The sequence below is a fragment of the Terrabacter sp. 05T424 genome, assembly GCF_056396225.1.
Window position 1 is genome coordinate 22,298 of the sequence record NZ_JBFTLB010000004.1, and the last position, 13,898, is coordinate 36,195.

Here is a 13,898-nt window from a genome sequence, read left to right on the forward strand (position 1 = left end):
CGCCGAGCCGGGTCACGAGCCAGCCAGCGCCTCTCGGGTCGCCTCGGCCACGAACTGCCTGAACTGCTCGACCTGCTCGTGCGTCTCGACCCCCACCGGCGCGTAGTGCGTCGAGCGGCGCCGACGGTCGTGCCAGAAGCCGCCGGTGCCGATCGGGTCGGACGTGGCCACGAGCCACACGGCGGTGTCGGCCCCGGAGTCGGCATCGCGCAGGAGCGGGCCCGTGAGCGCGGCGAAGCGCGGCAGCGACTCCGTGACTCCCGGGGTGGCGGCCCACCCGGGATGCATCGAGTGGACTCGGATCCCGTCCGCCGCAAGGTCGCTCGCCCACAGCCCGGTGAGCACCAGCTGCATCCGCTTGGTGCGGGCGTAGGCGGTCACCCCGGAGTACTCGCCACCCGCGTACTCGGGGTCGGCAGCGTCGAGCCGCTGCCCGTAGGCGCCACCCGACGTCACGACGACGACGCGACCGTCGGCCAGGGCCGGGCGCAGCGCCTGGGTCAGCACGTGCGGGCCCAGCACGTGGGTCGCGAGCGCCAGCTCGTGCCCCTCGGAGGTCGTCGTGCGTCGGGGTGGCATGACCCCGGCGTTGTGGACGACGGCGTGGAGCCGGGGCACCTCTGCCATCAGGGCACGGGCGAACTGCGCCGTGCCGGCGAGGTCGCTCACGTCGGCGACGTGCACGGCCACTTCGGCGAGCGGCTCCTGGTCGAGCAGCGACGCCCGTGCCGAGCCGAGGCGCCCGGCGTCACGGCCGGTGAGGTGGACGGTCGCGCCGAGGTGAGCCAGACCGCGCGCTGCGGCGAGACCGAGCCCACCGCTGGCGCCGGTGACGAGGACGTGACGCCCGACGAGCGCGCCCGGGGCCGGATCGTCGGGCCACCAGGCGCGGCGCACCGCGGGCCCGATCTTCGTGTAGCCGAGCACCAGGGACTTGTCCATCAGCCAGTCGGCCGCCGCCGCTGCACCATCGAGCACCATGCGCCAACCCTAGGCGCCCGTCGGTGCACGAGTCCGTCACCGGCACGTCACCGGACACACCCCGGCGCGTCGCCCGGGCAGCGCCCGGGATCGTCACCGTGGACACGTGCGAGTCGCCATCGTCACCGAGTCGTTCCTGCCGAGCGTCAACGGCGTCACCACGAGCGTGTGCCGGGTCATCGAGCAGCTCCGCGCCCGTGGGGACGACGTGGTCGTCGTCGCGCCGCGCTCCCGGGCCGCCGCACCAGGGCGGTACGGCGGTGCCGCGGTGCACCGCGTCGCCTCGCTGCCCGTGCGCCAGTTCGACGTCGGGCTGCCGACACCCGAGATCGAGCGGGTGCTCGAGGACTTCGCTCCCGACGTCGTCCACGTCGCGAGCCCCTTCGTGCTCGGGGCGCGTGGCCTGGCGGCAGCGCGGGGCCTCGGCCTGCCGACCGTCGCCGTCTTCCAGACCGACATGCCCGCGTACGTGCGCCAGCACACTCCCGGCGCTGCGGGCGCCGCGGCCGCGGCGACGACCTGGCGCTGGATCCGGCGGATCCACTCGTGGGCCGACCTCACGCTCGCGCCGTCGTCGGCCGCGCTCGCCGACCTGAAGGCCCACACCGTGCCACGCACCGCGCTCTGGGGTCGCGGCGTCGACGCCGCGCTGTTCAACCCGGCCTGGCGGAAAGACGCCCTGGCCAAGGCGCTCCGACGCGAGCTGGCCCCCGGCGGAGAGCGCCTCCTCGGCTACGTCGGTCGGCTCGCCCCGGAGAAGGAGGTCGAGCGGCTCGCCGACCTCGCCGACCTCCCCGGCACCCGGCTCGTCGTCGTCGGCGACGGGCCGTCGCGCGACGCCGTCGGCGCTGCGCTCGCCGAAGCCGTCGCCACCTCCCCCGGTCGGCCGAACCGGGCGCCGGTCTTCCTCGGGTCGCGCCACGGCGACGACCTCGCTCGCGCGTACGCATGTCTCGACGTCTTCGTGCACACCGGCACCGCAGAGACCTTCGGCCAGACCATCCAGGAGGCCGGCGCCAGTGGGCTTCCCGTCGTGGCGCCTCGGGCGGGCGGCCCCGTCGACCTCGTCACCGACGGCGTCAACGGCTACCTCTTCGATCCCGACGAGCCGGGAGCCCTGCGGCGTCAGGTGTCCCGGGTGCTCGAGTCAGCCGACCACGCCGCGGAGCTGGGCCGACGCGGGCACGAGCTCGTGCGCCACAGGTCGTGGGCGCGGGTCGTCGAGGGGCTGGTCGGGCACTACGACGACGCGATCGCAGCCCGCACCGTCCGTCGGGCCGGGGTCGAGACGCCCGCTGCCTGAGGGGCGCCGGGCGAGTCACCCCATCTGTGACGCACGTGACACTAGAGTGTGCGAACGCGCCCAACCAACGACGGTGGAGGTTCGCACGATGAGTGGTACGACGCTCGACCCGGGATCCCGGTCAGGTGGGTCCATGGCCCGAGGCGTCGGCTCGCCGGGTCGGGCGCAGATCCCGTGGCGCACCCTGAGGGGCGACCGCTGGTGGCTCGCGCCGGCGGTGACGTTCACGCTCATCGTCATCTGGCTGCTGTACGCGCTCGTGCGCACCTCGATGCAGCGCTACTACTACGTCCCGGAGTTCCACTACCTCACGCCGTTCTACTCACCGTGCGTGACGGCCTCGTGCCACCCCGACGCGCGCCACCTGGGCACGTGGCTCGGTGAGATGCCACCGCTCGTGCCGTACGCGTTCTTCCTCCTGCCGATCCTGCTCGGCTTCCGGCTCACCTGCTACTACTACCGCAAGGCCTACTACCGGGCGTTCTGGCTGTCGCCGCCCGCCTGCGCCGTGGCCGAGCCGCACGCGAAGTACAGCGGAGAGACCCGCTTCCCGCTCATCCTCCAGAACGCGCACCGCTACTTCTTCTACGCCGCCGTCCTGGTGTCGGCGATGAACACCCTCGACGCCTTCGACGGATTCCACGGCAAGGACGGCGGGGTCGGCGTCGGGCTCGGCACCATCGTCATGCTGGCCAACGCGGCGTTCCTCTGGCTCTACACCGCGTCGTGCCACTCGTGCCGCCATCTCATCGGCGGCCGGCTCAAGCACTTCTCCAAGCACCCGCTGCGCTACCGAGCCTGGACCATCGTGTCGCGGCTCAACACCCGGCACATGCAGCTGGCGTGGACCACGCTCGGCACCCTGATGGTCACCGATCTCTACATCGCCCTGGTCGCCTCCGGGGCCCTCACCGATCTGAGGTTCTACAACTGATGGCAGCGGAGCTCGAGACCCACGACTACGACGTCCTCATCGTCGGCGCCGGCGGGGCAGGCCTCCGGGCCGCCATCGCCGCCCGCGAGGCCGGACTGCGCACCGCGATCATCTGCAAGTCCCTCTTCGGCAAGGCGCACACCGTCATGGCCGAGGGTGGCATCGCCGCGAGCATGGGCAACGTCAACAGCCACGACAGCTGGCAGGTGCACTTCCGCGACACGATGCGCGGCGGCAAGTTCCTCAACTCGTGGCGGATGGCCGAGCTGCACGCCAAGGAGGCCCCCGACCGCGTCTGGGAGCTCGAGACGTACGGCGCCCTCTTCGACCGCACACCCGACGGGCGGATCAGCCAGCGCAACTTCGGCGGGCACGAGTACCCGCGTCTCGCCCACGTCGGCGACCGCACCGGCCTCGAGCTGATCCGCACCATGCAGCAGAAGATCGTCTCCCTGCAGCAGGACGACGAGCGTGAGTCCGGTGACCCCGAGGCGAGGCTCAAGGTGTTCGCCGAGGTCACGATCACCGACCTGCTCCAGGACGAGAGCGGCGCCATCGCCGGTGCCTTCGGCTACTTCCGCGAGTCGGGGCGCTTCGTCCGGTTCAACGCTCCCGCAGTGGTGCTCGCCACCGGCGGCATCGGCAAGTCGTTCAAGGTGACGTCCAACTCGTGGGAGTACACCGGCGACGGTCACGCCCTCGCCCTGCGCGCCGGGTCGACCCTCGTCAACATGGAGTTCATCCAGTTCCACCCGACCGGCATGGTGTGGCCGCCCTCGGTCAAGGGCATCCTCGTCACCGAGTCGGTGCGCGGCGACGGCGGCGTGCTCAAGAACTCCGAGGGCAAGCGCTTCATGTTCGACTACGTTCCCGACGTCTTCCGCGGGCAGTACGCCCAGACCGAGGACGAGGGCGACCGCTGGTACACCGACCCCGACAACAACAAGCGCCCGCCCGAGCTGCTCCCCCGCGACGAGGTGGCGCGCGCCATCAACTCCGAGGTCAAGGCCGGCCGCGGGTCGCCGCACGGCGGGGTCTTCCTCGACATCGCGTCGCGCCGCAGCCCCGAGGAGATCCTCAAGAAGCTCCCGTCGATGCACCACCAGTTCAAGGAGCTCGCCGACGTCGACATCACCGAGGAGGCGATGGAGGTCGGCCCGACGTGCCACTACGTCATGGGCGGTGTCGAGGTCGACCCCGACACCGCCGCTGCGGCAAGGGTGCCCGGGCTCTTCGCCGCCGGCGAGGTGTCCGGGGGCATGCACGGTTCGAACCGACTCGGCGGCAACTCGCTGTCCGACCTGCTCGTCTTCGGCGCCCGTGCGGGAGCCGGCGCGGCGGCATACGTGAGCGCTCTCGGCGACGCCCGACCCGTGGCACCGCAAGCGACCCTCGACGCCGCGGCCACGACGGCCCTGGCGCCGTTCGAGGAGGAGGGCGGCGAGAACCCCTACACCCTCCACCAGGAGATGCAGCAGACGATGAACGACCTCGTCGGCATCATCCGCAAGGCCGAGGAGATCGAGGCCGCGCTCACCAAGCTCGAGGAGCTCAAGCAGCGCGCCCAGCACCTGACCGTCGAAGGGCACCGACAGTTCAACCCGGGCTGGCACCTCGCCCTCGACCTGCGCAACATGCTCGCCGTCAGCGAGTGCGTCGCCCGAGCAGCCTTGCTGCGTCAGGAGTCTCGCGGTGGGCACACCCGCGACGACTACCCGAAGATGGACGCCCACTGGCGCGGCCGCAACCTCATCTGCTCGACCGAGGGTGACGGCATACGCGTGGAGGAGCAGCCGATGCCGACGATGCGCGGCGACCTGCTCGACCTCTTCGAGCGCGACGAGCTGGCGAAGTACCTCACGCCCGACGAGCTCGCCGGCGTCGGCGCAACCGGAGACACGACCGCCACGGCCGACGGGAGCGGGTCATGAGCTACGACGCGAAGTTCCGGGTGTGGCGCGGCGACGCCGACGGGGGTGACCTCGTCGACTACACCGTCGAGGTCAACGAGGGCGAGGTCGTGCTCGACATCATCCACCGGCTCCAGGCCACCCAGTCCGGCGACCTCGCCGTGCGGTGGAACTGCAAGGCCGGCAAGTGCGGGTCGTGCAGCGCGGAGGTCAACGGCATACCCCGGCTCATGTGCATGACGCGCATGTCGACGTTCACCGAGGCCGAGACGGTGACCGTCACGCCGCTGCGGGCCTTCCCGGTGATCCGCGATCTCGTCACCGATGTGTCCTTCAACTACGAGAAGGCCCGCCAGATCCCGGCGTTCGCCCCGCCCGAGGGGGTCGCGCCGGGCGACTACCGGATGCAGCAGGTCGACGTCGAGCGCTCGCAGGAGTTCCGCAAGTGCATCGAGTGCTTCCTCTGCCAGAACACCTGCCACGTGGTGCGCGACCACGAGGAGAACAAGGAGGCGTTCGCCGGCCCCCGCTTCCTCATCCGCGCCGCCGAGCTCGACATGCACCCGCTCGACGCCCGCGACGACCGCGCCGACTTCGCCCGTGACGAGCAGGGCATCGGGATGTGCAACATCACCAAGTGCTGCACCGAAGTCTGCCCCGAGCACATCAAGATCACCGACAACGCGATCATCCCGATGAAGGAGCGCGTCGTCGGCAAGCGCTACGACCCGCTCGTCTGGCTCGGCAACAAGATCGGCCGCCGTAAGGACTGAGCCGTCGGCCCCGTCGGGAAGTGGGCACTCGACGAGACCAGCCCGTCGGGAACTGGGCACTCGACCAGACCTTCCAGTCGAGTGCGCAGTTCCCGACGCCGTACGCCCGTAGGGAAGTGGGCACTCGATGAGATGGGGCGTCGGGAAGTGGGCACTCGATGGGGACCGTCGGGGGGCGCAGTGGAAATAGTCACACTCGCCCTGTACCGAAGAGTAGGCGTCAGAGCGCGTGCTGCCGCGGGGATAGGGTGCCTCCGTGGCGACAAACACTCTCCCGGCGACGGGATCGAACAGACCTGCATCGGCTCGACGGACCACCGTCTTCATGAAGATGCTGATGGCGGTCTCGGGCGCGCTCTTCGTGTTCTACGTGCTCGCGCACATGTACGGGAACCTGAAGATCTTCGCCGGGGTCGAGGCGTTCGACGAGTACGCGCACCACCTGCGCACGATGTTCACGCCGATCCTGCCGTTCGGTGGGTTCCTGTGGCTCTTCCGCGCCCTGCTCGTCGTCGCGATCGTCACGCACATCTGGGCCGCGTTCTACCTGTGGAGCCGCGCCCGCGGAGCCCGCACCACGCGCTACGTCGCCAAGGAGGCGGCCAAGGCGACGGTGAAGAGCACGGCGATGCGCTGGGGCGGCGTCGCGATCCTGCTCTTCCTCGTCTGGCACCTGCTGCAGTTCACGATCGTGAAGTTCAACGTTGGCCCGGACGCCGCGGGCGACAGCCCGGGCAAGCTCGTCATCAGCTCCTTCCAGGTGTGGTGGGTCGTGCTCATCTACGTCCTGGCCCTCGCCGCCCTCGGCATGCACCTGTGGCACGGTGTCTGGAGCGCCACGCAGACCCTCGGCTGGGCCGGAAACGCCCGGGCCCGCAAGCGCGCCAAGCTGATCGCCCTGGTCATCGCGCTCGTCACGTCCGTCGGCTTCGCCCTGCCGCCGCTCGCCATCCTGTTCGGAATCGTCAAGGGGAACTGACCGATGACTGACACCAACGCAGCCACCACCGGCGGCGCGGCCACGCAGGCTGCCCCCAACGCCGGCATCGTCCACGGCCTCTACACCGAGGGCAAGGCGATCCGCGACACGAAGGCACCCACCGGCCCGATCCAGGACAAGTGGAGCACCCGCAAGTTCGAGTCCGGCCTCGTCAACCCGGCCAACCGCCGCAAGCTGTCGGTCATCATCGTCGGCACCGGTCTCGCCGGTGGCGCGGCCGCCGCGACGCTGGGCGAGGCCGGCTACCAGGTGAAGTCCTTCTGCTACCAGGACTCCCCGCGCCGTGCGCACTCGATCGCCGCGCAGGGCGGCATCAACGCCGCCAAGAACTACAAGGAGGACGGCGACTCCACGTACCGCCTCTTCTACGACACGGTGAAGGGCGGCGACTACCGCTCGCGCGAGTCGAACGTCTACCGCCTGGCCGAGGTCAGCACGAACATCATCGACCAGTGCGTGGCCCAGGGTGTCCCGTTCGCGCGCGAGTACGGCGGCCTGCTCGACAACCGCTCGTTCGGCGGCGTCCAGGTCTCGCGCACCTTCTACGCACGCGGCCAGACCGGCCAACAGCTGCTCATCGGCGCCTACCAGGCCCTCGAGCGGCAGGTCGCGGCCGGCACCGTGACGATGTACAACCGTCACGAGATGCTCGAGGTCATCGTCGCCGACGGCAAGGCCCGCGGCATCATCGCGCGTGACCTCGTCACCGGTGAGGTCGAGACGCACCTGGCCGACGCGGTCGTGCTCGCGAGCGGCGGCTACGGCAACGTCTTCTTCCTGTCCACCAACGCGATGGGCTCCAACGTCACGGCGACGTGGCGCGCCCACCGCAAGGGCGCGTACTTCGCGAACCCCTGCTACACGCAGATCCACCCCACGTGCATCCCCGTGTCGGGCGACCACCAGAGCAAGCTGACGCTCATGTCCGAGTCGCTGCGCAACGACGGCCGCATCTGGGTGCCGAAGAAGGCCGAGGACTGCGAGAAGGACCCGCGCGAGATCCCCGAGGAGGACCGCGACTACTACCTGGAGCGGATCTACCCGAGCTTCGGCAACCTCGTGCCCCGCGACATCGCGAGCCGCCAGGCCAAGAACGTCTGCGACGAGGGTCGCGGCGTCGGCCCGAAGGTCGGCGACTTCCGCCGCGGCGTCTACCTCGACTTCACCGACGCGCTCAAGCGGATGAGCGAGGATGCCGTCGCGGAGAAGTACGGCAACCTGCTCGACATGTACCAGCGGATCACGGGTGAGAACCCCTACCAGGTGCCGATGCGCATCTACCCCGCCGTGCACTACACGATGGGTGGTCTGTGGGTCGACTACGACCTGCAGAGCTCGATCCCCGGGCTCTTCGTCTCCGGCGAGGCCAACTTCAGCGACCACGGCGCCAACCGTCTCGGCGCCTCGGCCCTCATGCAGGGCCTCGCCGACGGCTACTTCGTGCTTCCGCACACGATCCGTGACTACCTCGCCAAGGGCCCGTTCGAGAAGCTGCCCGACTCGCACCCCGACGTCGTCGAGGCGAAGGCCTCCGTCGACGCCCGCGTGCAGAAGCTGCTGTCGATCAACGGCGACCGCTCGGTCGACTCCTTCCACAAGGAGCTCGGCCACATCATGTGGGAGTACTGCGGCATGGAGCGTTCCGAGGAGGGGCTGCTCAAGGGCATCGACCTCATCCGCGGCCTGCGCGACGAGTTCTGGCGCAACGTCAAGGTGCTCGGCGCCGCCGACACCCTCAACCAGAGCCTCGAGAAGGCCGGCCGCGTCGCCGACTTCCTCGAGCTCGGCGAGCTCATGTGCATCGACGCGCTGCACCGCCGCGAGTCGTGCGGCGGTCACTTCCGCGCCGAGAGCCAGACCGAGGACGGCGAGGCGATGCGTCACGACGACGAGTTCGCCTACGTCGCCGCGTGGGAGTTCGGCGGTGACGGCGGCACGGCCGTGCTGCACAAGGAAGACCTGGTCTACGAAGCCATCGAGATGAAGCAGCGGAGCTACAAGTGAGCGACACCGGGATGAACCTCACCCTCAAGATCTGGCGTCAGGCCAGCGCGAGCGCCCGCGGCGGGATGGTGACCTACAAGGTCTCCGACATCTCCCCCGACATGTCGTTCCTCGAGATGCTCGACGTGCTCAACGAGCAGCTCAACGCCCGCGGCGAGGAGCCGATCGCGTTCGACTCCGACTGCCGTGAGGGCATCTGCGGCATGTGCGGCCTGATGATCTCGGGCAAGGCGCACGGCCCCGAGGTGACGACGACGTGCCAGCTGCACATGCGCAGCTTCTCCGACGGCGACGAGATCACCATCGAGCCGTGGCGCGCCGATGCGTTCCCCGTCATCAAGGACCTCGTCGTCGACCGCGGCAGCTTCGACCGCATCATCCAGGCGGGCGGCTTCATCAGCGCCAACACCGGTGCGGCTCCCGAGGCCCACTCGGTCCCCGTGCCGAAGCCGAAGGCCGACCGCGCGTTCATGGCGGCCGCCTGCATCGGCTGTGGTGCCTGCGTCGCAGCGTGCCCGAACGCGTCCGGCATGCTCTTCATGGGTGCCAAGATCACGCACCTCGGCGAGCTGCCGCAGGGCCAGCCCGAGCGTGACGCCCGCGTCATCAGCATGGTCGAGCAGCACGACCACGAGGGCTTCGGCGGCTGCACGAACATCGGCGAGTGCTCGCTGGCGTGCCCGAAGGAGATCCCGATGGACGTCATCAACCAGCTCAACCGCGACCTGCGCCACGCCCTGACGCGCCACGGCGACTGACGCTCGCGTCGGCTCCGGTCGACACTCCGCAGCACTGACAGCCCGCCCCGGACCATTGGGGCGGGTTAGTCTTTGCCGGCGATGACGCCCAGAGACCGTGCCCGACGTCGCCCGTGGACGACCTGCGTCGCGGGTGGGGCACTCAGTGCGCTCGGACTGACGCTCGCCGTGACCACTCCGTATGCCGTCTCACCCGCCTCCGCGTCGCCCCTCCCCGGGGGCCCGCAGGCCGTTGTCGAGGCCGGACCACGGGCCCTCCCGCAGGCCGGCCCGACGTGTGCGCCGTGGCAGACGAGCACCACCGTGCCGCCCGGCATCGTGCTCACACCCCGCGTCTTCCCGGGCGACGAGCGAGGAACCCCCATCGCGACGCCGGCCATGCCGAAGCCGGCGAAGGCGACCACGAAGCCGGCCAAGCCGGTTACTCCGGCCAAGCCGCGGGTCGTGTGCCGCAACGCCGCTCCGACCCCGTTCCCCCATGCGGCCTGGGAGCCGGACACGGTCGTCGGTGGTTCTCGGCTCGCCGACACGGGTGTCGTCGTCGACCGTCCGGCATCCGTCGTCGCACCACCGGAGGTCTACGACGTCTCCTACGTGCTGGCCGACCTCGACTCCGGCGAGATCCTCGCAGCGAAGTCGCCGCACGCGTGGCTCCGCCCGGCGAGCACGCTCAAGACGCTCACCGCCCTGACGCTCCTGCCGAGGCTCGACCCGAGGCGCGTGGTCGTCGCCGACCAGGCTGCGCAGGACGCCGAGGGCTCACGCGTCGGCATCCTGGCCGGCAACCGCTACCCGGTCGCGAACCTCGTCGACGCGATGCTGATGTTCTCGGCGAACGACGCCGTCTACGCCCTCGCCGAGGCTGCGGGCGGCTACCAGCACACGGTCGAGCTGATGAACGCCGAGGCGGCCGAGATCGGCGCCCATGACACCCTGACCGTCGACCCGAGCGGCCTCGACGAGGGCGACCAGCACTCCAGCGCCTACGACCTCGCGCTGATCGGCCGCAACGCGATGCGGCTTCCCGAGTTCCGGGCCGCCATCACCAAGCGCGACTCCGTCTTCCCCGGCGGCAAGGACAAGTACGGCAAGGTCTGGCCGGCCTTCCACGTCTACAACATCAACGAGCTGCTCAAGCACTACCCCGGCGCCATCGGCATCAAGCCCGGCCGCACCGACCGCGCCCAGCACACCTTCATCGGCGCGGCGACGCGCGGTGGTCGCACGCTCGTCGTCGCGCAGATGGGCAGCGTCACCGGCTCGTGGAAGCCGACCGCGGCGCTGCTCGACTGGGGCTTCGCGAACGCCGACCGGGTGACGCCGGTCGGGCGGCTGGTCGAGCCGGGCGAGGCCGCTGCGCCAGTGCCGGCTGCCACCGTGCCCGCCCTCCCGACCGACGGTGCCGGTGCCGGTGCCGGGGGCGCGGGCGGGGGGCAGGGTGTGTCTGGAGGGTCTGGCACCCCTGCACGGCTGGCGGCTCCTGCCACCCGCGAGACGGCATACGACCGCGTGGTGTCGCTCGTCGTGGTGGGCGCGGCAGGCCTCGTCGTCACGACCGCCGCGATCCTGCTCATCGTCATGCTGCGCCGACGCCGGCACGGTTGAGGCCGGTCGCCGAGCCCTGCGTCAGACCGGCCGAGCCACGGTGCGCAGGTAGCCGCCGAGCCCCGACGATCCGAGGGCAAAGCGCCCTGCGTGGGCCGCCGCTTCGCGGACGCGGCCCTTCCTCACGGCGTCGCGAGCGAGCTCGGCCGAGTGCGGGTAGGGCGTCGAGCTGCGAACCACGTCCCAGCCGGTGTGGCGCAGGGCGGCGGCGAGACTGCGCTTGCTGAAGAAGTTGATGTGCTCCGGCGGGCGGAACTGGGCCCAGTCGGAGCCGCGCACGATCCGGCCGGCGCTGTTCCACTGCGGGATCTCGATGACGAGGACGCCGTCGGTGTCGACGACCCGGCAGGCGTCGACGAGCGCAGCGAGCGGGTCGATCAGGTGCTCGAGCACGTGGTACATGCTGATCACCCCGAACGGGCCTGACGCGTCGGCGATGGTGGTCACGGTCGCGAGACCCTTGGACTCGGCGGTCGCCCGCGCCGTGTCGCCGACCTCGCAGGCCACCGCGTCCCAGCCGTCCTGCTCGGCGCGCAGGGCGAACTCCCCTGTCGCTGCTCCGACGTCGAGGATGCGGCGGAGCGGCACGTCGGTGACTTCCGGGGCCCAGACCTGCAGCTCGTCCCAGGCGCGAACCGCCTGCACGCCCGCCCAGCTGGCGCCGTCGTAGTCGCCGTAGCCGAACCCCGTGTCGGCCGAGAAGTAGGAGGCGCCGTAGAAGTCGGCCAGGTCCTGCTCGGTCGGGCGCGGCAGCACGGATGCGGTGCCGCATCGTCTGCAGAGCACCACTCGGTAGGGCCGGTCGGAGGTCTTGGCGAGCCGCGTCTTGCGCACATCGCCCTGGCACAAGGGGCAGGCATCCACCAGCGCATCGTATGGACTCAGCGGAGCCGTGTGGCGGGAATGCGCTTCACCGCCGGAGCGCGCCTCGAATCCCCCTGGCCCCCAAGGTCGTCGCGATGCCGACGAGAACGCCTGCCGCGATGCTCACCCGGTCGGTGGCTCGTGTGGCCGGCGCGGCGGCCGGCGACAGGGTCGCGGTCGCGGCCCCGTCGCGAGACGTCGGCTGGGAACGGGCATCGACGGCGGCCGGCTCGGGTGCGGAAGGGGCCGCCTTCGCGGCGTCGTCGGCGAGGTGCGCGATGTCCACCTGGTTGGCGGCCCACGCGGCCGACAGGAGCACGACCTTGGACATGAGGTTGAGCCAGAAGAGCAACCCGACCGCGACCGCGACCGCCGCGAGGAGCGGGTTGGCGCTGGCTCGGCCGATGAGGAAGCCACCGAAGAGCTTCAGCACGGTGAGGATCACGGCACCGACGAGTGCGCCCTGCCGCACGTTGTGCATCGGCAGCGGCACACCGGACAGCAGCCGGAGCAGCACGACGAGGATGAGGAAGTCGAAGGCGACACCCACGAGCAGCCCCAACCCGCCGATGAGCGGCCCGTTGCCCGCGAGGCCGACCCAGCCGGCGACGCGCTCGGCGAGGCCGCCGATCACGCTGGTGAGGATCGCAGAGACGGCGATGGCCAGTCCGAGGGTCACGAGCACGAAGAGATCGCGGGCCTTCGTGCGCACCATGTTTCCCGCGGCCGCCTCCAGGCCGAAGATGCCGCGTATGCCGGTGCGCAGCGCCCCGACCCAGCCCAGCCCGGCGAGCAGCAGCGTCACGAACGACACGACCCCGGTGACCGTCAGGGTGAGGCTTGCCGGGGCGGTAACGCTGATGATGCCGTCAGGGTGGCTCGCGGTCTTGACCATGCCGGGCAGCACGCTGTCGAGGGACGTGGCGATCGTGTCGACGAGGTCGGGCCGCCCCTGCAGCACGAAGCCGAAGATCGCGAACGCCAGGGCGAGCGCGGGAAAGATGGAGAAGAAGGCGAAGTAGCCGACGCCGGCGGCGAGGAGGTCCCCGTTCGAGGCCCCGTATCGCTGCCAGGCCGCGTACGCGTGGGTGGCCTTGAGCCGGTCGATGATCCGCTTCAACCACGCCGGCACGGGTCAGCCTCCTGTGAGCTCGAAGGTGTGGACGGGACGCCACACCTCGTCCGTACCCTGTTCGTAGAGATGGAAGGCATCGACCGTGAAGGTGATCGAGTAGTCGGCCAGCTCCTCGAAGGCCCGGTCGAGAGCCTCGGGCGCGACGTTGTGGGCCACCGTGACGTGCGGGTGGTAGTAGAAGTCGAGGTCACGACTCACGGGTCCGGAGCGCAGCGACACCTCAAGTGACTCGCAGTTCGACACGCCCCGCGCGACCTGGATGAACACGACGTCGGAGAGCGGTCGGAACGTCCCCGTGCCGCGCAGCACGACGTCGAAGGGCTCGTGCGCGGCGGCCACCACGGCGCAGTGACGGCGGAAGGCGGCGTACGCCTCCTCGTCGGCCTCGGTGGGAGGCAGCAAGGTGATGTGGGCGGGGATCTGCCGCGCCTGGGGGTCGCCGAACTCGGCCCGGCGGTTCTGCAGGTAGTCGCCGTGCGGGGTCGGGATCGGGATGGAGACACCGATCGTCGTGGGGCGCGCAACACTCACGACCCCGACCGTACCGAACTCGCACGGGGGCCGAGCGGCGCGGGTCCTGTGGTTTGGTCGCGAGGGTGGGCGCAGCCCGGATTCAGCGGAGTTCCGGACC

At 70.5% G+C, this 13,898-nt stretch carries 12 protein-coding genes; 8 read left to right on the forward strand and 4 right to left on the reverse strand.

Annotation, left to right across the window (positions count from 1 at the left end; all coding sequences use genetic code 11):
- Positions 1-12 precede the first annotated feature (12 nt).
- A complete protein-coding gene (locus AC1DE0_RS10705; protein ID WP_478100183.1) occupies positions 13-981 on the reverse strand; it encodes an SDR family NAD(P)-dependent oxidoreductase in 969 nt (322 codons plus the stop codon).
- Between the two features lie 106 nt (positions 982-1,087).
- On the opposite strand from AC1DE0_RS10705, the gene AC1DE0_RS10710 reads away from it, so the two are divergent.
- The 8 genes from AC1DE0_RS10710 to AC1DE0_RS10745 all read left to right on the forward strand — a co-directional run bounded on the left by AC1DE0_RS10710 (position 1,088) and on the right by AC1DE0_RS10745 (position 11,268).
- On the forward strand, positions 1,088-2,284 hold the full coding sequence (locus AC1DE0_RS10710) for a glycosyltransferase family 4 protein (RefSeq protein ID WP_478100185.1): 1,197 nt from the start codon (positions 1,088-1,090) through the stop codon (positions 2,282-2,284).
- Positions 2,285-2,372: 88 nt separating this feature from the next.
- Positions 2,373-3,218 carry a hypothetical protein gene (locus tag AC1DE0_RS10715; protein ID WP_478100187.1) on the forward strand — a complete coding sequence of 282 codons (846 nt, stop codon included), beginning with the start codon at positions 2,373-2,375 and terminating at the stop codon, positions 3,216-3,218.
- Positions 3,218-5,149 carry a fumarate reductase/succinate dehydrogenase flavoprotein subunit gene (locus tag AC1DE0_RS10720; protein ID WP_478100189.1) on the forward strand — a complete coding sequence of 644 codons (1,932 nt, stop codon included), beginning with the start codon at positions 3,218-3,220 and terminating at the stop codon, positions 5,147-5,149. The genes AC1DE0_RS10715 and AC1DE0_RS10720 overlap by 1 nt, the downstream gene beginning before the upstream one ends.
- Entirely contained in the window at positions 5,146-5,901 is a 756-nt protein-coding gene (locus tag AC1DE0_RS10725) for a succinate dehydrogenase/fumarate reductase iron-sulfur subunit (RefSeq protein ID WP_478100191.1), read from the forward strand. Before AC1DE0_RS10720 ends, AC1DE0_RS10725 begins: the two co-directional genes overlap by 4 nt.
- A gap of 325 nt (positions 5,902-6,226) precedes the next feature.
- Complete coding sequence (locus AC1DE0_RS10730) at positions 6,227-6,880, forward strand: succinate dehydrogenase cytochrome b subunit (RefSeq protein WP_478100193.1); 654 nt, start codon at positions 6,227-6,229, stop codon at positions 6,878-6,880.
- 3 nt (positions 6,881-6,883) lie between these two features.
- On the forward strand, positions 6,884-8,905 hold the full coding sequence (locus tag AC1DE0_RS10735; RefSeq protein ID WP_478100195.1) for a fumarate reductase/succinate dehydrogenase flavoprotein subunit: 2,022 nt from the start codon (positions 6,884-6,886) through the stop codon (positions 8,903-8,905).
- 11 nt (positions 8,906-8,916) lie between these two features.
- A complete protein-coding gene (locus AC1DE0_RS10740) occupies positions 8,917-9,663 on the forward strand; it encodes a succinate dehydrogenase/fumarate reductase iron-sulfur subunit (protein ID WP_478100779.1) in 747 nt (248 codons plus the stop codon).
- 81 nt (positions 9,664-9,744) lie between these two features.
- Positions 9,745-11,268 (forward strand): D-alanyl-D-alanine carboxypeptidase family protein, encoded by a 1,524-nt coding sequence (locus tag AC1DE0_RS10745; RefSeq protein WP_478100197.1) that lies wholly within the window; start codon positions 9,745-9,747, stop codon positions 11,266-11,268.
- A gap of 21 nt (positions 11,269-11,289) precedes the next feature.
- Here AC1DE0_RS10745 and AC1DE0_RS10750 read toward each other — a convergent pair whose 3' ends face one another.
- From AC1DE0_RS10750 to AC1DE0_RS10760, 3 genes are read right to left on the reverse strand one after another with little or no spacing between them, the layout of a single operon-like run.
- Complete coding sequence (locus AC1DE0_RS10750; RefSeq protein WP_478100199.1) at positions 11,290-12,132, reverse strand: class I SAM-dependent methyltransferase; 843 nt, start codon at positions 12,130-12,132, stop codon at positions 11,290-11,292.
- A 46-nt stretch (positions 12,133-12,178) separates the two neighbouring features.
- Positions 12,179-13,264, reverse strand: coding sequence for a YihY/virulence factor BrkB family protein (locus AC1DE0_RS10755; protein ID WP_478100201.1), 1,086 nt, complete (start codon positions 13,262-13,264; stop codon positions 12,179-12,181).
- A gap of 3 nt (positions 13,265-13,267) precedes the next feature.
- Complete coding sequence (locus AC1DE0_RS10760) at positions 13,268-13,798, reverse strand: 2'-5' RNA ligase family protein (RefSeq protein WP_478100203.1); 531 nt, start codon at positions 13,796-13,798, stop codon at positions 13,268-13,270.
- Positions 13,799-13,898 lie beyond the last annotated feature (100 nt).

Bases quoted from the DNA above. Each gene is read 5' to 3' on its own strand.
- AC1DE0_RS10745 (WP_478100197.1), top strand. From the start codon at position 9,745: ATGACGCCCAGAGACCGTGCCCGACGTCGCCCGTGGACGACCTGCGTC.
- AC1DE0_RS10730 (WP_478100193.1), top strand. From the start codon at position 6,227: ATGAAGATGCTGATGGCGGTCTCGGGCGCGCTCTTCGTGTTCTACGTG.
- AC1DE0_RS10720 (WP_478100189.1), top strand. From the start codon at position 3,218: ATGGCAGCGGAGCTCGAGACCCACGACTACGACGTCCTCATCGTCGGC.
- AC1DE0_RS10705 (WP_478100183.1), bottom strand. From the start codon at position 981: ATGGTGCTCGATGGTGCAGCGGCGGCGGCCGACTGGCTGATGGACAAG.
- AC1DE0_RS10740 (WP_478100779.1), top strand. From the start codon at position 8,917: ATGAACCTCACCCTCAAGATCTGGCGTCAGGCCAGCGCGAGCGCCCGC.
- AC1DE0_RS10725 (WP_478100191.1), top strand. From the start codon at position 5,146: ATGAGCTACGACGCGAAGTTCCGGGTGTGGCGCGGCGACGCCGACGGG.
- AC1DE0_RS10735 (WP_478100195.1), top strand. From the start codon at position 6,884: ATGACTGACACCAACGCAGCCACCACCGGCGGCGCGGCCACGCAGGCT.
- AC1DE0_RS10715 (WP_478100187.1), top strand. From the start codon at position 2,373: ATGAGTGGTACGACGCTCGACCCGGGATCCCGGTCAGGTGGGTCCATG.